Below are 22,673 nucleotides of genomic sequence, written 5' to 3' on the forward strand. Positions count from 1 at the left end.
GAAAGCCAAATTCGCCTTCCGCAACTGGCATGCGAGCGGCTGTTTGGCAAAATGGACGGTTTTTTGCGGAATACTTGCTGTAGCGCGATTTCTTTGACCGTTAAGTAAGAATATCGTCACCGTTCGTCACAGAGCGGTGATCCGTGGGGAGCGGCTCTTTCCCGCGTCAGCTTTTTCGGCTTGCTAGCAATTTCACTTTGTCCCGCAGCTTGCCCATTTTGTTGTTTGACCAGGGATGGTCCCATGCCGGCTGTTAATCCCGACTTTCAGGTTTTGTTAGAACGGTGCGCCCACGATGTGCTCATGTGGGTGGGCTTTGGCACGCTGACGGGCCTTCTGGCCAAGGCGATTATGCCGGGGCGCGATCCCGGGGGCCCGATTGCCACCGTACTGATGGGAATCGGGGGGTGCGTCATTGGCTGTGGGACGCTGATGTTTTTTTACGAAGGTCAACGTGTCACGCCGATTAGCCCGGTGGGATTTTTGGTGGCCACCGGGGGCGCGTTTATCATTTTATTCTTTTATCGGCTACTGAGCGGCAGGCTGCTGCGCGAACATTCTCCCCGCGCGTCGCGATTGGTTCTCCCCGCGCCGCATCGTCGCCGGGAATTGGTCCTGCGCCACGACGAAGAAGAATAGCCCAAGGGTTAAGAAAGCCCACTGGCGGGAAATCGGTTATTTTGCCAGCTCATGGATGCTATTGTGGATTGTACCGACGATGTCGCGGCCATCCTCCCCCGACAGCCGGTAACGGATCTCCATTCCCCAGGTTGGCTCCAGGCCGGGCAAGTCCAGCTTTACCGACTTGCCATCTTGGCCCAGGGTGGCATGGGCGACGGTTAACGACCGTTCATTGATATGCTCTGAGCCGTAGTCTTCGCTGCGCCGCAGACTCCAAATCTTGACTTCAAAGTTTTTCGCCTCCACCGCGCCTGGATTCAGCTTATCTGTAAACGTAAGCTCCACGTGGCCGGATTTGGCCGCAAGTCCAATGGGCAGATCGACGGGCCGGCCCGTGTATCGCACGCGGTAAAAACCGCCGGGCAGTGTTTGGTTTCCGGCCCAGGCATACATGCCGCAAACGTAAAGTTGCCCATTGGTTGGATGAAATCGCGGTCGCATGACACCCGTGGGAAAGATGGGAAGCGGCAGAGCGCACATGCCTCCCTGGGCCTGTCCGTTGACTTTTTCATGCGGCACGACATAAATCCGCCCCATGCCATAAGAAGTGTTAAGCAGCGCCCCTTGCAGCGGGCCCCACGTTTTTGCGGGTACCCAGATCAATTCCGCCGGAGAGCGGTCAAAAGCGTTTGTTATCCAGCAAAGCGGTTGCTTCATGGCTGTATCCGCCGTGTCGGTGATATCGGTATATCCCCACAGATTGCCATAAAACCCGCCTTTTTCCACCAAATTGATCCTGTTTTTTGGAGTCCAAAATCCTTCTTGATCAGTAACAAAAAAAGTACCATCGGGATTAAGACAGATCCCGTTTGCCGCCCGAAAACCGGTGGCCAGGATCTCAGTCAAGGCGCCATCGCGAGAGACCTTTAATAGCGTGCCATGGTGCGGAACAAGCGCCTGCAAGGCGTGCCGGCCACTCTTGGCATAATAAAAGTTTCCGTCGGCGTCCGTCTGCAAGCCCATCGCGAACTCATGAAAATGCTCCGTCACTTGGTGGTCATTGTTAAAGCATTCGTAATAATCAGTTTCGCCGTCGCCGTTCAGGTCATGCAACAACGTGATCTGATCGCGGCAGCAAACAAAGATTTTTCCATCTCGAAATTTTAACCCCAAGGGCTGGAATAAACCGGTCGCAATCCGCTGCCAAGCAAGCCCCTCTTGGGGATTGTCGATTCCCCCGACCACCCAGACGTCTCCATCCCACGAACAAACGGCCATTCGTTTGCCATCTGGAAAAAAATCAAAGCCAGTCAGCCGCAATTGTGCATTCCAGGGATTGGGATCCGGCACACCCAATGTGTCCACCGCGAACGGCCCCTCGTTGCTTCCGATCACGGCGGCGGTTCGCAGTATTTCCGGCCAGCGTCTTGGCCCCCCTTTGGTCAGGGGTTTTAATGGACGCGGCTCCGGAGATGTTTTTGTAAATACGGCAAGTTCATCCGCGGGCATCCGCGCCATCAACACCTTTACCCTGGTGGGCGTGATTTTGGCTGGAATCACCAGGGTATGAAACCCGTCCGCTTTACTAAGCGATGCCATGTGATTGCCATTAACAGCGACCGAAGTGGTTATAGGAGCGATCCGGGCGACTAAATCACGCGAGGATTTGCCTATTTCCAAAGTACGCGTGAAAACGGCGTTGTTTTGGGCGGGAAGCGATTCCGCTCCGGCAAGTTCCAGAATCTCCGCGTCCCCCACGGTATATGCTATGACCGTTTGGTCCCCATAAGCGTAGGTGCCCAAAAACTTTCCCCATTTTTTGGGCAGCGGGCCATAGGCGCGATGATCTCGGCCGCGCAAGCGGGGGTCTTCAAAGCTGCCTGTTTCGGGATTGGCCCAGCCCGGACCAACGGGGTTCTCCACATGTCGCTCGCCTTTGAGCTTTGGATGAATTTGGTGCTGGCCATTAAAGTGGATGCCCTTCCAATCGATAAAGTCGGAACCGACCCAACCCGCGGCATAGCGGAGCGTATCATGGTCAAACAACGCCCAACTCTTGCCCCGGGAGACACCTCCCGCGCCGGGATCCAGCCGAATGGCAATACCTTTATAGGCAAAATTCGGTCCCTCGCCGCCGACTTCATACGTGTTTATGAGACTGGGGCCGTAGTCCATGGCCATCCACGGGTCCACACTAGCAGGCTCCGGGCCGATGGACAGGCCTTTTGGCAAATTAGCCAGATAGGCGCGTTCGGTTTGCTGATATTGGGTCGGGTTATGTGGTTTTAAGTATGCTTCGCGGAGATAGTGGATGACGTCGTACTTTTGCCGGGGGACCATCCATGTCTGCGGGGCCATCAGGTTATAACCATGGGTAAGCGTCTGGTACAGGCTATAAGGGTCGCTGCCGTTTTTAAAGATATGGCTGGCAAATCGCGGAGACGCGGGAAGCGAGCCCGCTTGATCGATGGTTCCATGGCAATTAGCGCAGACGCGGGTGTAAATTGCCTCACCGCGCTCGTAGGATTTTTGATCCAGCCCGCTTATCAAACGATCATGGTCGATGTCACGCTCATACTCGGGCAATACAAACGGAGTCAGCGCGGGCCGTAACTGGCTGGCCCGCATTGGCCCCCCTTCTGATACTTCGATCAAATACTTTGCCAAATCCAGAAACTGCTGGCGATCCGAAAGCACATTGATCAGCCCTTCGGGCATGAGTGATTGCGCGCCGCGGGTTTTTTCCTCGATGTTCTCATTTTTGATATCGATACTTTTTCCACCCGCGGGATCGATCAGCGTCAGCGTTCCATCCTGTTCCCGCGCGACAATTCCCGTATGCGATTTGCCATCCGTGGTATTCACAATCACGGTCTCGTACCGCTGTTTAATCACCTTGGAAGGGGACAGCACGGATTCAATCAAGTGCTCGGCGGTGGTTCCTTTGTCGGTCTTTGTTATATCTGGGCCGGTAGGGGCGTTATTGGCTCCATCATGGCATTTCGCGCATGAAATTGACGATTGAAAAAAAATAATCGCGCCACGTCCCGCATCGCCATGCTGCCGCGCATCCCGGGCGATATCGGACAAAGGCTCCGATTGCAGTTGAGCCGTCAACGTTGGCAAATCCGCCGACCAGACAGCTTGCCCACAAATAAAAATTAGCAAGCAAATCAAGGAGGGGCGGAAAAGAACCATTTTTTTCATGAAAAGTACCTATCACTCCAGAACCTGGATGTTTTGCTGGTCCGCCCGTTCAGTGATTGCAAGTTTTCAAATTTTTTCTTGCAAAAACACTCGACTCACAATCGAGTTCAGACGTGAAAAATCATTGTAGACTGTTTTGGCCTGACGGCAATGAAAGGCCGCCATGCCAGCTTCTTTGTGCAAATCCTCAATTTACATCAAAAAAAGCGGTCCCCGGGGCGTCACTATCCATTAATCCAACTCCCGTTGCCGCAGGTATCTACTTTTTTAGCCAGATTGACCGAGACTTTCTCCCTGAAAGTGGGGTAAATTTTACTAATGGGATGAATTTTCTGGCTTGGCGATTGCGTATTTATCTTTAAGCAGGCGACTAGCTGGGTTGGAATTCGTTTAATGGACTAGGCGGTTTGATACCGCGTTTAGAACCACTTTTGATAGGTAATAACAATGTCCACCCAACGTTGCCGCTTGCTCTGGCCGTTGTTTATCGCGGGATTGGCGGTTTGTTGCGGGTTTTCCGGGTCCCGGGCTGCGGAACAGCCTACTAACCCCCCCACCCAAGCTGCACCATTACGCGCGGCTTTGTCCGAAAAACTCAAGGCCGCCCGCCAGGCCCAACTGCAATCCCCGCCGGCCGACGCGCCCGCTGGCAAGAACGCCAAAAATGGCAAAAACGCCGCCAAAGGGAAGGGCAAAAACCAACCTGGCCAACCGGCGGCCAATCTTCCCGCCAATCCGCAAGCGGCTGAAATGCTGCGGCAGCGGATTCAGGCGCTGGCCAATCCCACCCCCGCCAGCGAAGAGCAAATTCGCGCCGCGGCCAACGCCGCCAAAGTGGTCGGTGCCAAAAAAGACAAAGATTCCGCCCCCTTGCCGGTGTTGACTCCCAAAAGTCCAGCCGCTGCCGCGGCCAAAATCAACGAGTTGATCCACGAAGATGTTTTTGCCAATAGTTCCGAAAAACCGCTGGGACTAGTCAATGATCAGACTTATTTACGGCGGGCTTATCTGGACACGATTGGGCGGGCCCCCACCCCCGAGGAAATCACGGCCTTTGCCCTGGATACCGACCCGCGCAAGCGCGCGCAGGCCATCGACCAATTGTTAGCTCAATCGACTTATGGCGATAACTGGGCGCACTATTGGCGAGATGTGATCATGTACCGCAAGGCGGAGGACCGGGCCAATCTGGTCTATAAACCGCTACAAGAATACCTTACCGCCGAGTTGAATAAAAACACCCCCTGGGACAAACTAGCACAGTCTTTTATGACCGCCACCGGACCCATTACCGAAAATGGGGACACCGCGATCTTTATGGCCCAAATGGGGGATAATGAGGACGTGGTCGCGGAGTTGTGCCGCATTTTCATGGGTGTGCAAATTCAATGCGCGCAGTGTCATGATCATCCGTCGGATCGGTGGAAGCGTGAACAATTTCACGAACTCGCGGCTTTTTTTCCACGAAATACGGTTCGCCCCGGCATGCCGGGAGACCAGCTTAGTTTTACACTGGCTTCGGTCGAGCGGGAATTTCGGGCACGGGGACCGGATAATGGCCGTCCCCGCGGATCACTGGAACATTTTATGAGCGACCTCCAGGACCCGGAGTCCAAGGGGACCAAAATGGAGCCGGTGTTCTTTGTCAATGGCAAGCAACTGCCGTCGGGACTGAGCGATTTGGAGCGGCGAGGCGCATTTGCGATGTGGTTTACCGGTCGGGAAAATCCCTGGTTTTCGCGGGCGATTGTCAACCGACTGTGGAGCGAATTGACCGGCGAGGGATTTATCGAGCCAGTGGACGATATTGGTCCCGATCGCGAGATCACCGCCCCCCGCGCCCTGGATTATCTGGCGGCGCAATTTGTGGCCAATAAATACGACCTGAAATGGCTCTTTCGCACGATCACGCAGACAGACGCCTACCAACGGGCCAGCCGCTCGCGACGGACCGCCACGCAGACCCCCTTTACCGCAAATGTGGCTCAACGGCTGCGGGCGGATCAGCTTTATACACAACTGATGCATGTGCTGGAATTACGGGACGATGCGGCGGGGGCTTATGGCCGGGGGCCCGGCGGAGCAGGCGGTCGTTATGGTCTGCGCGATCCACGCTTTCAGTTTAATGCCATGTTTGGCTACGACCCCAGTGTGCGCCGCGACGAGGTGGCGACCTCCATCCCCCAAGCACTCGCCCTGATGAATGGGCAACTCAACCGCGCGGTGGAAGGAGACCGTCGCAATTCCATGCTAAACCGCGTCCTGGCTGAAAATCCCGCCGATGAGGATGCCATTAGCGAATTGTACTTGCGTTGCCTTTCCCGTGAGCCCAAACCCGCCGAACTGGCCACCTGCCAGGGATACATTGCTTCGGCTGGTAATAAGTCCACGGGGGGTAATTCAGTTAGTAGCCGCGCCGACGCATTCGAGGACATTCTCTGGGCGTTAATTAATTCGCCGGAATTTGCTTATAGAAATTAGGCGAAATAAGCAGTTTGTTATGTGAAGTTTTCATTTTTTCAGACGAAACGGATAGGAATTCATACACGGACCTCCACTGCTGTGCAAACCAGCAGTGGCACCCCAAAAACCAAAAACCAGCCTCCAAATACCAAACTCCATTCCTCCAAACTCCACACTCCACCATGCCCCTCCATCTTTGCTCCAGCGTACAGACCCGCGATCAGGCTGTCATTCGCCGGCGGGATTTTTTGTGTGGGATTTCCGCCGCGGCTGTGGCCGCCGGAAACGTCAGTTGGACGGACCTCATTACCGCCCGCGCCGCGGACCTGCGCAAGGAAGGGCGCGCGTGCATTTTGCTGTATATGCAAGGGGGGCCCAGCCAGTTCGAGACCTTTAGCCCCCTGGTTGGCCACGCCAACGGTGGGGAAACCAAGGCGATCAAGACCAATGTGCCGGGGATCGAAATTGCCGAAAATCTGCCGGAACTGGCCAAAGTCGCCGACAAATTTGCCATTGTGCGCTCCATGACCAGTAAAGAAGGGAGCCACCCGCGCGCGTCGTACCTGCTACACACGGGTTATCTGCCCACCGCATCGATTAAGCACCCCGCCATTGGCGCGATTACCGCCGCCGAAATCGCCGATCCCACCAGCGAACTCCCCGCGTATGTCCGCATCGGCGGACGCGGAACCTTTGCCACAGGCGGTTTCTTGGGCGTAAAGTTCGATCCTTTTGACATTAATAATCCCACTCAACCGCCGCAAAACAGCCGACCCGCTACCGAAGTTGCCCGCTTTCAAAAGCGACTGGGCCTGCTTGATTCTCTCCAAGGGGAATTCGCCAAGACCAATCCACAAGAGGTTAAGGACCATCAAGAACTCTACTCCGGAGCGGCCCGAATGATCCTAAGCCAGGACATGCAGGCCTTTGATTTAGCGCGCGAACCAGCCAACACGCGCGATAGCTACGGCACGGGAAACTTTGCCAGCGGCTGCCTGCTGGCCCGGCGGCTGGTCGAGGCGGGCGTCCCCTTTATTGAGGTGGTCTCCAACGGTTGGGACACGCACGATGATAATTTTAGCCGTGTGAAAAATCAGTGCGGCCAAATTGATAAACCGATCGCCGCTTTATTCAATGATTTACAAGCGCGGGGATTGCTGGAAAAGACTCTGGTCGTTTGGATGGGGGAATTTGGCCGCACGCCCAAGATCAATCCCCGCGGAGGGAGGGACCACTACCCCCGGGCGTTCAATGTCATGCTGGGGGGCGGGGGCGTCCGGGGGGGACAGGTCATCGGCCGGGTCGATGCCAGCGGCGCGGGCGTGGCCGACCGCCCGGTCACCGTGGCCGACTTTTTACGCACGATCTGCCACAGCCTGGGCGTGGATGCGAACAAGGAAAACATGAGCAGCATCGGCCGGCCGATTAAGGTCGTGGACGGGGGAGAAGTGGTGAAGGAACTGTTTGCGTAGGTCCCATCCGCCGGACGGGGCTATTTGTACTTGTAAAGTTTACATGCCTTGTGTTGTTCAAAGATATCTCATAGCTCAAACAAATGCGTGCCAAAGGCGTTTGATTCTTTGCGGGCCAACGGCCCACAAGCAGCAATTCGTACAAAGTTATAAAAGTTTGCAATAATGCCATTTTCCAAACCCACGTATATCAAGTATTAATTCGTAATCAGTAAATGGTAATTTGTAATTTTCTCTACAGTCCCAACACCAGCTTTCCCCCCGCGATCAAGAGCACCACCGCCAGGCAGCGTTTGATCGCGGTTTCTGATAAAAATCGACTCCCGATCGTGGCTCCCACCCACCCGCCCAGAATTACCGCGGGAAGCAGCGTCCAAACCACGTCTGGCACCGTGGGCGACTTTTGAAAGTGCCCCGCGAGACCGGAAATGGAATTGACCAAAATAAAGGGCGCCGATGTCCCCGCCGCGATCTTGGGCGTGGCCCAGCCCATGAGGAGCAGCACCGGTGTAAGAAAGATTCCCCCTCCCGTGCCCGTCAGGCCGGCAAACAGCCCCAGCACCGCCCCGGTCAACATCGAAGCCGCCAGTCCCGGCGGGTGAGAAGTTGATGGTCCGCGCGTGGGCCGGATAAAGCGTATCGCCGAAAAAATAAGTGTGCCACCGAGTAATAAGTGAAACACCCCCGGTGGCAGCTTCCACAACCCCCCCAAGTAGGCGAACGGGACCGAAGTTACGGCAAACGGCCAAAACAAGCCCCAGCGAAAATGCCCCGCGCGGTAAAACTGCGCCGTCGACAGACAAGCCACAAAGATGTTCAGGATCAAGGCTGTGGGTTGAATGACGTCCCGTGAAAAACCAAAGAGGGCCATAACCGAAATATAGCCCGATGCTCCCGCGTGCCCGACCGCGGCATACAAGAGCGCCACCAACGCCGCAGCAGACGCCAGGGCCAGAGTTTCCAAGGGCATCTGTCGGATGAACCTTTCCTTCCCTCGCGCCGGGCGGGGATTTTTTCACTGGATGAATAAAAATTTGGTAAACGGCGTTTAGGCAACGGGACGGTAACGTAGTCGGCGCCTTCCAGCTGCCGTTGAATAATAAAACTGTTTGCACAGCGTGATACAAACGGCTTCGTACTCACACGGCAGCGGGACACTGCCTACTACGTACTTACAACCCGATTCATTAACGTAGGCTTATCAATTATCACCGCTTGTGGCCCAGACCACAAAAAAACCGCTTTCCCAAATAGAAAGCGGTTTGCAGATTATAGACTCGCCCCGCCCTGGCTAGCGGGGCGCTAGCAACTTAATTGGTGGCGGCGGTTTCCGGGACAATATTGATCCGGCGGCCATCGCGGTCAAAATGAACCTGCCCGTCCATTAGGGCAAACAGCGTATAGTCTTTTCCCTGGCCAACATGTCGACCAGGATAAAACCGATTCCCCACCTGCCGGATCAGGATATTCCCCGCCCGCACGGTTTCACCAGCGAATTTTTTGACGCCGCGGCGCTGGGCGTTGGAATCCCGACCATTGCGGGTAGAGCCCTGACCTTTTTTATGTGCCATGACACAGCCTCCTCATAAAATATGATTGTTGGGTGCGGGCCAACCGACCCCGCATGACGATGCTAGATCATACGAATCGCCCGCGCAAACCCCAGTGGGAAAAGGACTTAGACCCACCAGGCAAACACGGAAAGCCGTAGAATCCCTGAGTTTAGCGAAAAACCCATTGATGGTCAATGACCGCCTCTTCACCGCTCGCGGGATCACGCATGGGGAGGCCAAAGTAGATCTCGGTTTCGGTCTTTGTAAAGGCGTCGCTGGGGCGCCAGAAATTAAGCTGGAGAAACTTGGTTTCAAAGATGCGACCCGTACCCGGGGGATCGCCGGGTTTGTAAGTCCCCGGGGGATCGGTAAAGCGGTAGACATTGGTCAATCCGCCGACATATACCTGAAATTGATCGATCCGCGGGTCCACATCTTCCCAGGTGGCCACGCCCCAGACACTGTTGTCTTTTTGGGGGGTGGAAAGGGGGATCGGGATATTCAGCATATCAATTGTGGAATTGAGTCGGCGATTGGGATCCTCGCGATCCTGAATCGGCTTGAGCGCGACGGGAATCAAGCGATCAAGATACGCTTTCTTCTTGTCCACGGTCTCCAGGCTAAAGGTGGGGACAAAGTTAATTGGAATCGCTTGCTCCTGGCCAGCCACCTTAGAGGTCAGTTGGTCAACTTCCTTGACGTCCCAGGTCCCTTCATTGGTTTGAAACGGTTGCAAATGCTTGCCGACATTCCGCACGCGATAAACGATGTACCAGACGACTTTTTGCTGCATCTTGCCCGATTCTGTGGGAAAATCGACCATGATCATCCGCGGCGGCTTAAAGCTGAACTCCAGGCTCCAAACCGAGCGGCGAAACGGAGTCTGAGTGGCGGCAAAGCGCAAGGTCTGGGTCTCGGCCAAGTCGCTGCTTTTAATCGGCCAATTCATCAACTCCGGATGCCCAATCTTTAGCTCGACTAGGTCTTGATGGCTAAAGGTTTCGTTTTTTTGCCGGTCCGGAGTAATGGTAATTTCCGTCCCAGGAACCAACCGCCGCAAACCCGTCGGGGGAGAGGGCGCCTGGGCGGAGACGGTGGAGAGTTGTGTTCCCGCGCAAACGGCCAGGCCCAACCCTAGTGCAAAACGCTGAAATATCCGGAAATTCATGGTTGCCTAATGCAAAGATTGCGCAAGAGTACGATGAGGTAACAGAAGTTGCAGCCCCAGCCGGACCGACCGTGACAATGAATCTAAACTGTTATCACTAGACTCTTTAGTATAAATAGCGGCAAATCCGCCAGTCAAGGAAACGCGTAAATTCCCATGTGATTTGCGGGATTGAAGAATATTTATAACGGTTTTTCCGGGGAAATTGGGGGCTAGGGTCTGGTTTTATCCCCAAATGCTAGGGAAAACCAAATGGCAGCAAATAACCGTTAAGAAATTTGACGCGCATGTGACCATAAAAAACTGGAATTACCATGTCAAAAATCATAATATTCTCACAATTACCCACTATGATGTGAATTCTAACAGTCTGTACTTGTTATCTGTGGCGTGAACAATAACTCTCACGGTTTTTTTCCATGCGTGTCGTCTTTGTCTGTGTCGAAAATTCCAACCGGAGCCAAATGGCCCAGGCGTTTGGCAAATTGCATGGGTTAGAGGCCTACAGCGCGGGTTCGCGCCCATCCGGAAAGGTGAACCCCAAGGCGATCGCCGCCATGGCTGAACTTGGCTATGACCTTTCCACCCACCAGTCAAAATCGCTGGCCGATCTGCCGGATGTGGACTTTGACTACGCCGTGACCATGGGCTGCGGGGACGCGTGTCCCCATCTGCGGGCGCAGCACCGCCTGGACTGGCAAATTCCGGATCCGCGAGAAATGCCGCCCGAGGAATTTGCCAAAATTCGCGATGAAATCGGTCGATTAGTGGAGCAGTTGGCGTCTTCAACTAAAAATGAGGTGCAATCATGTCGGTAACCGAAATTGTCCAGCTAAAATATGGTAATGTCGCCAAAAGTGGCTTATCCAGCGATAACGCCGGCGTCCTTGCCATCGCCCAGGCGTTTGGCTATAGCGGGGAAGAGTTAAGCTCGATCCCGGCGGAAGCAAACATGGGCCTGTCCTGCGGCAATCCCACGGCGTTTGCCAGTTTAAAGCCAGGGGAAACCGTGGTTGACCTGGGCTGCGGCGGGGGATTGGATGTTTTCTTGGCGGCAAAAAAAGTTGGTCCGACCGGCCGCGCCATTGGAATTGATATGACCCCGGCGATGCTGGACTTGGCCCGACAAAATGCAGTCAAGGGAGGCCTGGAAAATGTGGAATTTCACTTGGCGGGAATCGACAAGCTACCCTTGGCGGACCAGACCGTGGATTGCATCATTAGCAACTGCGTGATCAATCTGGCGGAGGATAAACCCGCGGTCTTTGCGGAAATGGCCCGCGTGCTGAAACCCGGCGGGCGGCTGGCGATCAGCGATTTAGCTCTTTTAAAACCGTTACCTGCGGAGCTGGCTGAAAATTTAATGGCGTACGTGGGTTGCATTGCCGGTGCGATACCCGTACAGGAGTATGAAAGCGGGTTAAAGGTCGCGGGCTTTGCCGAAGTGCAGGTCGTGAATACCGGGGCCGACCTGAATGCGTATGCCAGTCTCGAAAACCAGTCCGGGTGCTGCTCGCCGGGAATGTGCTGCGAGCCGGAATCCTCGGTCGAGGATTCCAGCGTTACGCCAGCGAGCTTGACGGTAATTAGCACCGAGTCGGGCAATTCCGAACTGCATCGCGAATTGTCCGATCTGTTGCGGCGTTACAATGTGAACGATTTTGTGGCCAGCGTGCGGGTGTATGCGATCAAGCCCGCGTAAAAATATCTCAATAGATCGTAACAGAAAGCAACACGCGGGACGAAACATGTGATCATTTACACCTCTGTTCCCTCCGCTTCCTCCTGTTTATTTCTGTAAGATAACAGGAGGGAGCAAGCCCGGTGTTAAGGCGGGTTTACTCCAATTCCCGCGCAGCTTCGGTCAGGGGAGAGACATCGACCGACACTGTCAGACCGTGCTGCCCCCCGCCGATGAACACCCCTTTGATCGGGCAGACGTCGCTATAGTCCCGCCCCCATGCCAGCGTGATATGATCGACCGATGGAATGCAATTATTGGTGGGATCAAAGTCCACCCAGCCGGTTTCGGGACTATAGGCCGACAGCCAGGCGTGCGACGCGTCCGCGCCGATTAATTTTGGCTGGCCGGGGAGCGGCATGGTCAGCAAATAGCCGCTGACATACCGCGCGCTCAGGCCCAGCGCGCGCAAACCGCCGATCATCAAATGGGCAAAATCCTGGCAGACGCCCCGGCGCATGGCCAGGACTTGATGCAAGGGGGTGCTGATATTGGTCGCCGCGGGGTCGTAGGTAAATTCGTGAAAAATGCGGTCCATCAGGTCCGTGACGCCATCCAGCCATAATCTTCCGGACGGAAACGAAACCTCGGCAAACTCCGCCAATTCGCGGCTGCGGATAATATGGGGAGAGTCGTACAAATATTGGCGGCTTTCTAAATGCAACGGGGGGTGGACGGAATTCAGCCGGTCGCGGACAGTCTCCCAGGGAGAGGTTTGCTCTCCTTTGACGCCGACGGGGGGGAGAACTTCGACTTTGCTGACGGCCGTGACCGCTAACCGCTGGTGCCCTTCTTGGATGGTAAACAGCGACCGATGATTGCCAAAGTAATCGCGCGTATGTTCGAGCCGCGCGGGGGCGGGGCGGACAGCCAACCGGTGCGATAGGCAATATTGGCGGCCGTGCTCGCGCGGGGTCAGATGAACCTCGTTATGGCACAGCGGCACGGATTCGCTGTATTGATAGACCGTGGAGTGGGTGACTTTGTACTTCATGCTGTTAAATCCAACGCGGAATTCTGGCGAATTCCGCTACCTCATTGTTAGCTAGATATTCAAATGGGGTATTATCGAGTTGAATGGGCACAAATCGACCCAAGTTCCGAATGATCCGCGCATGGTTGAGCGAGCCCCCCGGCATGGCGAAAATCTCGCCCCGATAAAACTGGTGTTTCATCGTCGCGGATTCTTCGCTATCCAGGTATTCTTGGATCGTAAATTTACGGAGGGGAGCCGTGGACATGGAGGGAGCTTTTTGTAATGGAATAATCAGTAGCAGTTTAGCCATTTGTAGTAGTATGAACCGTGGGCTAGCGCCCGGCGGCTGATTTCGCCACAGCAACAACCTACAGCCTCCACGCGCTAGCGTCCGGTTGAGTTCATCACAATATTCCTAACAGCTAAACTGTTACAACATCATGATTCAAAGACCACCCGGTCATACAAATCGCGCAGCGGTAATTCACAGGAAACACAGGAAAGCTCGATCCTGGCGTCCAGTCCATCTATACAGCGCAACTTCCAGCCCTCATGTTCTGTCTTTACATAATGGTCGCAGTGCGGCTCAAACTGCGAGATCAAAACATAGTCACAAAGCGTGGCAATCCTCTGGTATTGAATAAATTTTTGCCCCCGGTCAAAGTTTTCCGTCGAAGGGGATAAAATATCAAAAATCACTCGCGGATTGACAAGCGAAGGAGTGTATCGCCCATCCAAAAACGGTTCGCCGCACACAATCAATCCATCGGGATAAGTGTACAAGCTGGGGGAGCAATAAACGCGCATCCCTTCCCCGAGATATTCACACCCGGTATCGCGTAATTCCTGATTTGCTAAACAATGCAAGTTGTGTGCGATGCGGGTATGGCTTAGGCTTCCCCCAGCCATCGCAAAAATTTCACCCTGATAAAATTGATAGCGCAATTCGGACGTCGCTTCGATCGCCAGGTACTCATCAACGGTATATTTTTGGATGGGTTGGGTGGACATGTTAGGCTAAAAAAAAGTTGAACTTGGGTAACTGTTTAGCCGTTTACGGCACAGAAACCGTGGGCTAGCGCCCGGCGGCTGATTTCGCCACAGCAACAACCTACAGCCGCCACGCGCTAGCGTCCGGTTTATTCTTAACATTTCAAATGACTAAACAATTAGGAACTTGGAAATTACCCCCATTTTACTACGGGATCTCGAATGTGGGGATACAAATCCCGACTTACCCACATCCAACGCAGCGTATCGGCGTCGTTAACCGGCCGGGCCGTACTGACGCGTCTATTCCGCCAGCTTGGCGATCGCCTGAAAATCGTTCTTGAGCGAGCGGTAGAGCTGTTGGTAAAACGGAAAGCCACGATCATAAAACTTGGCCGCCGCTTTATTCGCGGGGGTCTCTTTTACAATCTTGATCGTGGCGTCGCACGCCTCTTCGATGTTTTTATATGCTCCATCCCCTACCGCCGCGAGCAGCGCCACCCCATAGGCGGGACCTTCCTCGGCGTTCAGTGTGGCGACCTTTTGACCAAACATATCGGCCTGGATTTGCCGCCACAGGGGACTTTTGCTGCCGCCGCCGCTGGCGCGAATTTGCTTTACCGGCACGCCCAGCTCCTGAATGATGCTCAGGCTGTCGCGCAGGGCATAGCTGACCCCTTCCAGGATCGAACGCACCAAGTGTCCCCGCGTGTGCTTCAGCGTCAGGCCGATAAAGCAGCCCCGCGCGGCGGGATCGGCGTGGGGCGTTCGTTCTCCACTGAGGTACGGCAAAAAGAACAGCCCTTCGCTACCGGTGGGGACGGCGGCCGCCTCGTCCGTCAGGATGGCGTAGGGATCGATCTTGGTTTTTTTTCCGGCCGCTATTTCCGCCGCGCACAGTTGATTGCGAAACCACTGCAAGCTCCCGCCGCCGCTCAAGCTGACGCCCATGAGGTGCCACTTGCCATGAACCGCGTGGCAAAAGGTGTGTAGCCGCCCGGCGGGATCGATTTGGACATTGTCGCTATGGACAAACATGATGCCCGACGTGCCGATGGATGTGCTAAGGACGCCGCTTCTGACGATGCCATTACCCACGGCCCCCGCCGCGCAGTCCCCCGCCCCGCCGACCACTTTGCACGCGGTGGTTAGGCCCAATTGAGCCGCGACTTCCGCCGTCAAGGTGCCGGTCACTTCCTCGGACTCATAACAACGGGCAAATAGGTTTTCATCCAACTCCAGTTTGGATAAAAGTGGTTTGCTCCAGTTTCGCTTTGCCACATCCAAGAGCAGCATCCCGCTGGCGTCGCTGACATCCGTGGCAAATTCCCCCGTCAAACGCCGCCGCACGTCATCCTTGGGCAAGAGAATTTTTACCGTTTTAGCAAAGTTTTTTGGTTCGTGATTGCGCAGCCAGAGGATTTTTGGCGCGGTAAAACCGGTGAGCGCGGGGTTGGCAACCATTTGGATCAGTTTTTTGCGTCCACCGGCCCGCTGTTCGATTTCAGCGCATTCGGCGGCGGTACGTTGATCATTCCACAGGAGCGCCCGCCGCACGACTTGGTTTTTTTTGTCCAAAAACACCGACCCATGCATTTGGCCAGAGAGGCCAATCGCGCGGACATCGGCCGGTTTGAGTTTGGCCTTTTTGACAACGGCCCGGATAGTTGCCACGGTGGCATTCCACCAATCGTCGGGATCTTGCTCGCTCCAGAGGGGCTGGGGGTGGTGGCTGGGATACAACTCCGTGGCTTCGGCCAAAATTTTGCCCGACTCGTCCATTGCCAGGGTTTTTGTGCCCGACGTGCCAATATCGATCCCCAAATACACAGCCATAGTCCGCGCAACTCCCAAAGAAAGTGAAATCCCCTCGTGAAAACACGACCGAAGTAGGGGGATTATAACTTGCCAGGAGGAAAACCCGCAAATCGAGTTAAGAGCAGACCGAAATGTGCACAATAAATTTGTGATTATAAATACTTTTTTGTGTTTTTTTCTATTCTTGCGGCCATTTGCCTTATTTTTGACTTTTACAGCTCAACTCATTGCCCACTAGTGCTTTGTCAACAATTTATTATCGGATAAGCCTTAGCGCGCTACCCCACATTTAGAGGAACAAGAACCGTGGGCTAGTGCCCAGCGGCTGATATGCCTAACTCGGATCTTTAACTTTGACAAAGCACGAGTTCACTACTTTTTAGTATTTCTTGCTATTCTTGCGGCCTACAGCGTTGTTGTAATTTTTGCGGCTCCGACTTTTTGCACGCTATTCCGCCATCAGCTCCACGACATTTCCCGCGCAGTCCGCGATATACGTGCTGCGGGTGCCGTCGCGGTGGGCCTTGAGCGGGCCGTATTTTTCCGCTTGCGGATGGGAAAACGCGATATGCGGCGGGTGCTGTTCGGGAATGACCAACGCCAACTGCGTATTGGCAAAGGTCAATAACGCCCAGGTGGCGTCCTGATAGCTGATTGTGCAGCGAAAATTGCTGGTGTACCAGTTGACCGCCTCCGCAATGTCCCGCACCGAAATCGCCACGTGGTGCAGGGAGTCGAGGTTGGTGCCAGTCGCCAGGGGTTGCTGTGGTTGAGCTTGAGTCATGGATTTAAAAGTAAATTTTCCCAGGATGCAAATATAGAAAAAGCAAAAAAATGGAGCGGACCTATAAGCCGGGTTCTGTACGCCAGCCAAATGGCCAGCGCGAAGATCATTTCTCTAGGCCGCGCTTTGCAGCGCGACTCAACAGCAGCCTACCCGAAGGGGGGTCGAGCCGAGTCAGCCCGCGGCGTCGATCCCGGGGAACGACGACGATCCTTCTGCTTGGCCTTGCGCCCAGTGGGGTTTGCCGAGCCGGACGGGTCACCCCGCCGCTGGTGCGCTCTTACCGCACCGTTTCACCCTTACCGAACTGCCAAATTGACAGCCAGGCGGTTTATTTTCTGTGGCACTGTCCCTGACCTTGCGGCCGGTGGGCGTTACCCACCACTGTACTCTGCGGCGCCCGGACTTTCCTCTCGCCGGGAATTACCCCGACCAGCGATCTTCCGGTCCGCTCCATTTTTAATTATATCCGCCCATGACAATTTTCGCAGGAGAGAATTTTCGTGGGATATTTTGCGGACAAGAGCAAGCTGGCCCGTGTTCGCGCAAAAAACTCGGCATAACTTGGCTTTAAGCATTGGTTTTTCCCCATGAAAATTGCGTTTTTACGATGGCAGGCACGATTCTCTCTTGGCCCCGTCTGGCGGCACGCTTGGCGAATGGGGCCGGGCAAATTACAATCGGGGCTATGAATAATCACCCGCAAAAAATGGCATCCTGGACCCGTCTTGTGCCACACTTGTCAAAATTTGTACGCCCTGTGGTTCTCAGCCTGGGCCTGATCTTTGTCACGGCAAATCCGGTCCTGGCCCAGCGCGAGGAACCAGCCAAACCCGCGGTCAAGGGTTATACCTTGCAGTATGTCTTTACCGGCCTGCTAGTAGTGTTGGGCGTATTTGTCGCCTGTCGGCCGGGGACGCGGGGTAAAACGGCTAAGCTGGAACGGGGAGAGGACGAATAACGCTGGTTGATAGAGAAACATTTACCTTGGTGCGGTATTCAGTTTATTAACATGGGAAATTTTGTTGGTTTCCTCGATCCGGACATCCACCTGTTGCCCCACATACAAATTCGTCTCGCCGGGGTCGATCTGGTAAATTACCGGCAACACCCGCGTGTCGGAGCGTTCAGTGTTGTCGCCCGTCCAGGTCTTTTTTACCGCGACCAGCGGCTCGATCCGGACAAGCCTTAACGGAAACTTTTTTTCTGGCTGGCCCCGCAAGATCGCCACCGCCGCGCCGTTCCGATCAAACCGCGCCACGTCCTCTTCGTCCAGTTCAGCTCGCACGCGCAGCTCATCCAGATCCCCCAGGACGTACAGCGCCTTGCCCGCCTGTAAATTGACATATTCGCCCGCCCGCACATTAACCTGCAAGACATGACCGCCGCTGGGGGCCCGCACCGTCGCCCGTTCAATTTCGGTTTCGATCTGCCTGACGGCCGCTTCGGCAGCGGACACCGCCGCGCGGGCGACCTGCTTATCCGGCTCCCAAGCGCCAGCCAAGAGCAACTGATGAGCCGCCCGGGCTTCTTGCCAGGCTTGTTCCGCGACAGTTTGCTCCAACCGCGCGCGAATGACATCTTCTTCCGATGTCGCCCGCTCCAATAGCAGTTTCTGCGCGCGGGCGTGCCGATCCCGCGCCAGGGCGACGCGTGTTTCCGCTTGTTTAACGCGGGCTTCGCTCGGAGGAAGCTCCTCGGGACGTGGAAGCGCTTGCAGCTTGGCCAAGCGGTCGCGGGCCTCGCTTAATTGGGCGTAGGCGACGCCCAACTGCGCTTGGAGTTGTCGATCATCGACTCGAAACAGGGGTTCCCCCTTCTTTACCGTGGTCCCCACGCGGTCCACTGTAACATAGACTTCCCAGACCATGCCCGAGATCGCCGCCCCAACGGAAATATTCTCGCTGACTGGTTCTATCATTCCCCGCGCGGAAATGGTTTGCGCGTAGGGTGTTGCCACCACGGGCAACGGGGGAAGCGCGGCTCCTTGCGGCGCGGCTGATGTGGCGACATGATACACGCCCAAGGCCCCCATGCCGAGGGCCAATACGGGCAGGAACAACGCGGATAGTTTAGTCAACATGGGGGTGGAGGTGGGAGGAATGGAGTTTGGAGCCGTAGGTCAAATCATGGATTACAAGTGGAAGGGCCAACGGCCCGATTTATTTGCCACAGGATAAAATTCATGCTTAACTTTGTTCGACACTTTCGATCACGCCGTCGCTCATGGTGGCGATGGTATCCGCAAAGCGATACACACGGCTATCGTGCGTGACCACGATCACCGCCCGGTCAGGCCGGACCGCCGTTTGTCGCAAGAGTTCCATCACCGTTTGGCCGCTGGCGGCGTCCAGTGCCGCAGTCGGTTCGTCGCACACCAGCAGTTCCGGCCCATGCACCAGCGCCCTGCCAATCGCCACCCGCTGCTGCTGTCCGCCGGACAATTGGGAGATTTTTTTGTGTAAATGATCCTGAAGGCCCAGCGTGCAAAGGACCTCGGTCGCCACGGCGACCGCCGCGGAGCGCGGTTTTCCAGCGATTAACAGCGGAATGGCGGCGTTTTCGGCGGCGGTCAGCGCGGGGAGCAGATTGTACTGTTGAAACACAAAGCCCACCCGCGCGGCCCGAAAATCAACCAGCGCGTTTCCGCGCAAAGTGGTCAAATCACGTCCTAAAACCTCAATCCGGCCGCTCGTGGGTTGCAACAAACCGGCGATAATGGAAATCAGCGTGGTTTTACCGCAACCAGACGGCCCCACCAACAAGGTCATCTGGCCATATGCCACATCCAGGTCCACACCGCGCAAGACCGTCGCCCGCGCATTCCCTTTGCCAAATTCCTTAGTCAGTCCCCGGCATTGTACCGCGGGAGGGGAGGTTCTAGACGAGTTGGTGTGGCTTTCCGGCAATTGCAGAGTTGTTGGCATGATGTTAGATTCCAAATTTTCAAAGCACTATGGCACTGTATTCACAGTGATATTCACTGAGAATACGGGGGGATTCTTCGGCGACGGAGTCACCTCCTACATGCTCTTTCTTCTCTGCGAACTCCTCCGTGACTCTGTGGCTTACATTTATTCTTTTCGGCGACGGACTCGCCTCCTACGGGTCTATCTTTTCGGCGACAGAGTCGCCTCCTACAAGTTTATTCGTCACCTCACTTACCCTCGGAAGACGACCGCGGGTTCCAGGACCAACACTTTTCGCGCGCTAAACAGGCTTGTGCCCAGGGTAATGACGCAGATCGCCGCGCTGGTCAACGCGAGCGCGTGCCATGTCATGTGTATCCCCGCGAGCGCGGTGATGCCGCTAGTCGCGATAAAAAACATGGCGGTCATGCCCAGCCCGATGCAAAAGCCCAATCCTCCGACCACGCATGATTGCAATAAAATCATCAGCAAGATCCGGCTGTTGCGTAGGCCCATGGCTTTTAATACGCCAAATTGCCGCAGGTTTTCGATGATAAACAGATAGAGCGTCTGGCCGGTGACAGCCGCGCCGACGATAAAGCCCAGGGCGATCGTCACGCCAAAGTTAATTGGAATGCCGGTAGAACCGATAAAGTACCAGACCGTCTTCCAAAAAAACTGGTCCCGCGAGAGCGCGGTCAGACCGGTCGCGGCCTCAATGTTTTTGCGGACGGTCTCCACCGGTTGGCCCGCCGCGGTCTTTGCCAGGACGAACGTGGTCGCCTTGGCGCGGGGAGCCATGATCCGCGCCGCTTCTAAAAATCGCGAATAGATAATCGGCACCGAAAAGAACGGCGACCCGACCTCGCACACCCCGACCAGCACCACGCGGCGGTCGTTGATGTGAAACTCCCGACCCAATTGGTATGGCTCCGTTCCCCACATGTATTCATAACCCGCCTTGTCAATGATGACCGCTCCCGGCTGCCGCAGATCCAATAAATTACCCGCCAGCAACTTTGTCGGCGCTCCCGCCAGGCTCGTATCGTCCACGCCGGTCAAATAGACATTGCGCGTTTCGCCATTTTCCAGCCGGGACAGCACCTGCCCTTTGTGCAGCGGAACCGCCCAGGCGACTCCCGCCACGCCGCGTACCCGTTCCAACTGCCCATCGCGAATCGGGCGGGCTTCGTCCAAAAATCGCACATGCCGATCCATCACCCAAATGTCAGCGTCGTTCACATCCAAAATTTGATTGCCCGTGCGGGTGAGGATCCCCATAAAGATCGACACTTGCTGCGTCATGAGGAGCGTGGCGAACGCCACGCCAAAAATCAGGCTTAGATACTTCGCCCGATCCCCCATCAGCATTTTTAACGCAACCCAGTTCATGGCAACGCCTCCTCATGGGTAATACGCGCGGGGTCGCGCAACATGCCGCGCAGCATCGATTTGATCATGTGCCGGGCAGTCTCCTCCACGGGCCGCCAGTCAATCCACTGATCCTGTCCTTTGGCGATATACGCGGATGAAATCCCGTGCACCGTCGCCCACAACATTTGCGAAATCAGCTCGTGGTCGTGATACTCTGGCCGAAAAACATCCGCAGCCAAGGCGTAATCGACCGCCGCGCGGAGGAACGCGTAGCCATCCTCGTTGGGATTGCCGCGCTCGATCTTGGTCAGTTCGGCGCTGCGGGTGTGCCCCGGCGTCATCATGAGCAGTCGATAATGCTGAGGATGCGCGAGTGCAAATTGCACGTAACCCCAACCGATCAGCATTAGCCGCCGAACGGGGTCGGCCTCGGCTAGCGATTTTTGCACGGAGAGCCGCAATGCCTGGCAATCCTCGTCCATGAGCGCCTGCAGTAGCGTCTCTTTGTCCGCGTAGTGAAAATAAATTCCCGTGGGCGTGTAACCGATCATGTCCCCCAGCTTGCGCATGGAAAAACCGTCCAGGCCGACGGAGAGGAACAACTTGCGCGCGGCATCCAGGATCAGCGTGCGGACACGCTCTTTTTCCTGGGCACGGCGATCAGCGGAACTGAGTTTCATGGGTGTATGTAGGAGGCGAGTCCGTCGCCGAATGAGCTGTACGGGGCGAATCTGTCGCCGAAGGGACCGGAAGAGGCAACTTTGCCGTCGAAAATAACGTACGGCGGTTCTAACGCAATCATTTTGCCCTACACAACAATAATACCTATCGGCGTTAGGTTGGGTAGTGGCGTAATGCTTTTATATTACGATCGCGCATGAATAAAAAGTTCGTAACCTATGATTTATTAATAAGTTACGACGATATTTCCTGACAGAAAATATTCACTTTTTTTTAAATCCAAACAAAAAAACTAGCTATTTTGATGAATTTGTAACATATACGACACCGCTAATCAAAGTAACAAGCAGAGAGGCCGGAACAGTCAGATTGATAGAACCCAATGCAAAGGCGAATCCTCAATTATGTGCCAAATGTTGCGGAAAAGGTGTGGGAGGCCCTAAGACATTCTTGGCATACATAGGCAATAACAATATCCCCAATATGCCTCCGACTAACCAAATTACACTGACAGCGATGGCTGTCATGAGCACATATCGTTTTAAGACTTTTGGATTTGCAATTCCGCCACACCAAAAAAAGACCACCCCTCCCAATACAAATCCGTTTATCCCGCCGTAAATAGCACCTTCGATCGCCCCTTGAATAACCGCCCGAATGATTATCGAATCATTCCAATTCATCAAGTAATGGAAGTATGCCGGCCCAAGCCATCCGTTAATAAAACTTGTAATCATGCCTATCAAACTCCCCAATCCCACGGCATACAAAAGCACGCCAAGCATTTGGGGCGGATTGATCAAACTCGTATCATCACCAGTTTGTGGCGCGGAGTAGGGATTTTGCATGAAACAGTAAACTACTGCAGGGTTGCATAAAAGTGGAATGGACTTTCATTGCTAATAAATTGCATGAT

At 54.9% G+C, this 22,673-nt stretch carries 20 protein-coding genes and 1 other RNA gene; 6 read left to right on the forward strand and 15 right to left on the reverse strand.

Annotated features, from left to right (window positions below; all coding sequences use genetic code 11):
- Window positions 1-243 precede the first annotated feature (243 nt).
- Entirely contained in the window at window positions 244-639 is a 396-nt protein-coding gene (locus SFX18_06435; protein MDX1962771.1) for a GlsB/YeaQ/YmgE family stress response membrane protein, read from the forward strand.
- 36 nt (window positions 640-675) lie between these two features.
- On the opposite strand, the gene SFX18_06440 is transcribed toward SFX18_06435, so the two are convergent.
- On the reverse strand, window positions 676-3,828 hold the full coding sequence (locus SFX18_06440; GenBank protein MDX1962772.1) for a DUF6797 domain-containing protein: 3,153 nt from the start codon (window positions 3,826-3,828) through the stop codon (window positions 676-678).
- Between the two features lie 447 nt (window positions 3,829-4,275).
- On the opposite strand from SFX18_06440, the gene SFX18_06445 reads away from it, so the two are divergent.
- Window positions 4,276-6,309, forward strand: coding sequence for a DUF1553 domain-containing protein (locus SFX18_06445; protein MDX1962773.1), 2,034 nt, complete (start codon window positions 4,276-4,278; stop codon window positions 6,307-6,309).
- A gap of 164 nt (window positions 6,310-6,473) precedes the next feature.
- Window positions 6,474-7,763, forward strand: coding sequence for a DUF1501 domain-containing protein (locus tag SFX18_06450; protein ID MDX1962774.1), 1,290 nt, complete (start codon window positions 6,474-6,476; stop codon window positions 7,761-7,763).
- Between the two features lie 235 nt (window positions 7,764-7,998).
- Here the strand turns inward: SFX18_06450 and SFX18_06455 are convergent, their stop codons facing one another.
- The 3 genes from SFX18_06455 to SFX18_06465 form a co-directional block, all read right to left on the reverse strand.
- Window positions 7,999-8,733, reverse strand: a complete 735-nt coding sequence (locus SFX18_06455) for a sulfite exporter TauE/SafE family protein (protein MDX1962775.1) — start codon at window positions 8,731-8,733, stop codon at window positions 7,999-8,001.
- Between the two features lie 340 nt (window positions 8,734-9,073).
- Window positions 9,074-9,334: a 50S ribosomal protein L27 gene (gene rpmA / locus SFX18_06460; GenBank protein ID MDX1962776.1), complete on the reverse strand. Its 261-nt coding sequence runs from the start codon at window positions 9,332-9,334 to the stop codon at window positions 9,074-9,076.
- A gap of 151 nt (window positions 9,335-9,485) precedes the next feature.
- Window positions 9,486-10,484 carry a hypothetical protein gene (locus tag SFX18_06465; GenBank protein ID MDX1962777.1) on the reverse strand — a complete coding sequence of 333 codons (999 nt, stop codon included), beginning with the start codon at window positions 10,482-10,484 and terminating at the stop codon, window positions 9,486-9,488.
- A gap of 419 nt (window positions 10,485-10,903) precedes the next feature.
- On the opposite strand from SFX18_06465, the gene SFX18_06470 reads away from it, so the two are divergent.
- Window positions 10,904-11,302, forward strand: coding sequence for an arsenate reductase ArsC (locus SFX18_06470; protein MDX1962778.1), 399 nt, complete (start codon window positions 10,904-10,906; stop codon window positions 11,300-11,302).
- Complete coding sequence (gene arsM, locus SFX18_06475; protein MDX1962779.1) at window positions 11,293-12,186, forward strand: arsenite methyltransferase; 894 nt, start codon at window positions 11,293-11,295, stop codon at window positions 12,184-12,186. The genes SFX18_06470 and arsM overlap by 10 nt, the downstream gene beginning before the upstream one ends.
- 136 nt (window positions 12,187-12,322) lie before the next feature.
- Here arsM and SFX18_06480 read toward each other — a convergent pair whose 3' ends face one another.
- The 6 genes from SFX18_06480 to rnpB form a co-directional block, all read right to left on the reverse strand.
- Window positions 12,323-13,219, reverse strand: coding sequence for a transglutaminase family protein (locus tag SFX18_06480; GenBank protein MDX1962780.1), 897 nt, complete (start codon window positions 13,217-13,219; stop codon window positions 12,323-12,325).
- A gap of 4 nt (window positions 13,220-13,223) precedes the next feature.
- On the reverse strand, window positions 13,224-13,466 hold the full coding sequence (locus SFX18_06485; protein ID MDX1962781.1) for a hypothetical protein: 243 nt from the start codon (window positions 13,464-13,466) through the stop codon (window positions 13,224-13,226).
- A gap of 173 nt (window positions 13,467-13,639) precedes the next feature.
- Complete coding sequence (locus SFX18_06490; GenBank protein ID MDX1962782.1) at window positions 13,640-14,212, reverse strand: Uma2 family endonuclease; 573 nt, start codon at window positions 14,210-14,212, stop codon at window positions 13,640-13,642.
- Window positions 14,213-14,494: 282 nt separating this feature from the next.
- Window positions 14,495-16,027, reverse strand: coding sequence for a xylulokinase (gene xylB, locus SFX18_06495; GenBank protein ID MDX1962783.1), 1,533 nt, complete (start codon window positions 16,025-16,027; stop codon window positions 14,495-14,497).
- A gap of 430 nt (window positions 16,028-16,457) precedes the next feature.
- Window positions 16,458-16,793, reverse strand: coding sequence for a VOC family protein (locus SFX18_06500; GenBank protein MDX1962784.1), 336 nt, complete (start codon window positions 16,791-16,793; stop codon window positions 16,458-16,460).
- A 48-nt stretch (window positions 16,794-16,841) separates the two neighbouring features.
- An RNA gene (rnpB, locus tag SFX18_06505) (RNase P RNA component class A) lies at window positions 16,842-17,248 on the reverse strand.
- 284 nt (window positions 17,249-17,532) lie between these two features.
- Here rnpB and SFX18_06510 point away from each other — a divergent pair.
- Window positions 17,533-17,754: a hypothetical protein gene (locus tag SFX18_06510; GenBank protein MDX1962785.1), complete on the forward strand. Its 222-nt coding sequence runs from the start codon at window positions 17,533-17,535 to the stop codon at window positions 17,752-17,754.
- Between the two features lie 21 nt (window positions 17,755-17,775).
- Here SFX18_06510 and SFX18_06515 read toward each other — a convergent pair whose 3' ends face one another.
- The 5 genes from SFX18_06515 to SFX18_06535 form a co-directional block, all read right to left on the reverse strand.
- Window positions 17,776-18,876, reverse strand: coding sequence for an efflux RND transporter periplasmic adaptor subunit (locus tag SFX18_06515; GenBank protein ID MDX1962786.1), 1,101 nt, complete (start codon window positions 18,874-18,876; stop codon window positions 17,776-17,778).
- Between the two features lie 106 nt (window positions 18,877-18,982).
- Window positions 18,983-19,720 (reverse strand): ABC transporter ATP-binding protein, encoded by a 738-nt coding sequence (locus tag SFX18_06520; GenBank protein ID MDX1962787.1) that lies wholly within the window; start codon window positions 19,718-19,720, stop codon window positions 18,983-18,985.
- 234 nt (window positions 19,721-19,954) lie between these two features.
- Window positions 19,955-21,094 carry an FtsX-like permease family protein gene (locus tag SFX18_06525; protein MDX1962788.1) on the reverse strand — a complete coding sequence of 380 codons (1,140 nt, stop codon included), beginning with the start codon at window positions 21,092-21,094 and terminating at the stop codon, window positions 19,955-19,957.
- Window positions 21,091-21,756, reverse strand: coding sequence for a TetR/AcrR family transcriptional regulator (locus SFX18_06530; protein ID MDX1962789.1), 666 nt, complete (start codon window positions 21,754-21,756; stop codon window positions 21,091-21,093). The genes SFX18_06525 and SFX18_06530 overlap by 4 nt, the downstream gene beginning before the upstream one ends.
- A gap of 399 nt (window positions 21,757-22,155) precedes the next feature.
- A complete protein-coding gene (locus SFX18_06535) occupies window positions 22,156-22,605 on the reverse strand; it encodes a hypothetical protein (GenBank protein MDX1962790.1) in 450 nt (149 codons plus the stop codon).
- Window positions 22,606-22,673: the final 68 nt, after the last annotated feature.

Source organism: Pirellulales bacterium (assembly GCA_033762255.1).
In the GTDB taxonomy this organism is placed as follows: Bacteria; Planctomycetota; Planctomycetia; order Pirellulales; family JALHPA01; genus JANRLT01.

What these genes read in the sequence shown, in the direction of transcription:
- SFX18_06435 (MDX1962771.1), top strand. Translation starts at nt 244, where the DNA reads ATGCCGGCTGTTAATCCCGACTTTCAGGTTTTGTTAGAACGGTGCGCC.
- SFX18_06440 (MDX1962772.1), bottom strand. Translation starts at nt 3,828, where the DNA reads ATGAAAAAAATGGTTCTTTTCCGCCCCTCCTTGATTTGCTTGCTAATT.
- SFX18_06445 (MDX1962773.1), top strand. Translation starts at nt 4,276, where the DNA reads ATGTCCACCCAACGTTGCCGCTTGCTCTGGCCGTTGTTTATCGCGGGA.
- SFX18_06450 (MDX1962774.1), top strand. Translation starts at nt 6,474, where the DNA reads ATGCCCCTCCATCTTTGCTCCAGCGTACAGACCCGCGATCAGGCTGTC.
- SFX18_06455 (MDX1962775.1), bottom strand. Translation starts at nt 8,733, where the DNA reads ATGCCCTTGGAAACTCTGGCCCTGGCGTCTGCTGCGGCGTTGGTGGCG.
- rpmA (MDX1962776.1), bottom strand. Translation starts at nt 9,334, where the DNA reads ATGGCACATAAAAAAGGTCAGGGCTCTACCCGCAATGGTCGGGATTCC.
- SFX18_06465 (MDX1962777.1), bottom strand. Translation starts at nt 10,484, where the DNA reads ATGAATTTCCGGATATTTCAGCGTTTTGCACTAGGGTTGGGCCTGGCC.
- SFX18_06470 (MDX1962778.1), top strand. Translation starts at nt 10,904, where the DNA reads ATGCGTGTCGTCTTTGTCTGTGTCGAAAATTCCAACCGGAGCCAAATG.
- arsM (MDX1962779.1), top strand. Translation starts at nt 11,293, where the DNA reads ATGTCGGTAACCGAAATTGTCCAGCTAAAATATGGTAATGTCGCCAAA.
- SFX18_06480 (MDX1962780.1), bottom strand. Translation starts at nt 13,219, where the DNA reads ATGAAGTACAAAGTCACCCACTCCACGGTCTATCAATACAGCGAATCC.
- SFX18_06485 (MDX1962781.1), bottom strand. Translation starts at nt 13,466, where the DNA reads ATGTCCACGGCTCCCCTCCGTAAATTTACGATCCAAGAATACCTGGAT.
- SFX18_06490 (MDX1962782.1), bottom strand. Translation starts at nt 14,212, where the DNA reads ATGTCCACCCAACCCATCCAAAAATATACCGTTGATGAGTACCTGGCG.
- xylB (MDX1962783.1), bottom strand. Translation starts at nt 16,027, where the DNA reads ATGGCTGTGTATTTGGGGATCGATATTGGCACGTCGGGCACAAAAACC.
- SFX18_06500 (MDX1962784.1), bottom strand. Translation starts at nt 16,793, where the DNA reads ATGACTCAAGCTCAACCACAGCAACCCCTGGCGACTGGCACCAACCTC.
- SFX18_06515 (MDX1962786.1), bottom strand. Translation starts at nt 18,876, where the DNA reads ATGTTGACTAAACTATCCGCGTTGTTCCTGCCCGTATTGGCCCTCGGC.
- SFX18_06520 (MDX1962787.1), bottom strand. Translation starts at nt 19,720, where the DNA reads ATGCCAACAACTCTGCAATTGCCGGAAAGCCACACCAACTCGTCTAGA.
- SFX18_06525 (MDX1962788.1), bottom strand. Translation starts at nt 21,094, where the DNA reads ATGAACTGGGTTGCGTTAAAAATGCTGATGGGGGATCGGGCGAAGTAT.
- SFX18_06530 (MDX1962789.1), bottom strand. Translation starts at nt 21,756, where the DNA reads ATGAAACTCAGTTCCGCTGATCGCCGTGCCCAGGAAAAAGAGCGTGTC.
- SFX18_06535 (MDX1962790.1), bottom strand. Translation starts at nt 22,605, where the DNA reads ATGCAAAATCCCTACTCCGCGCCACAAACTGGTGATGATACGAGTTTG.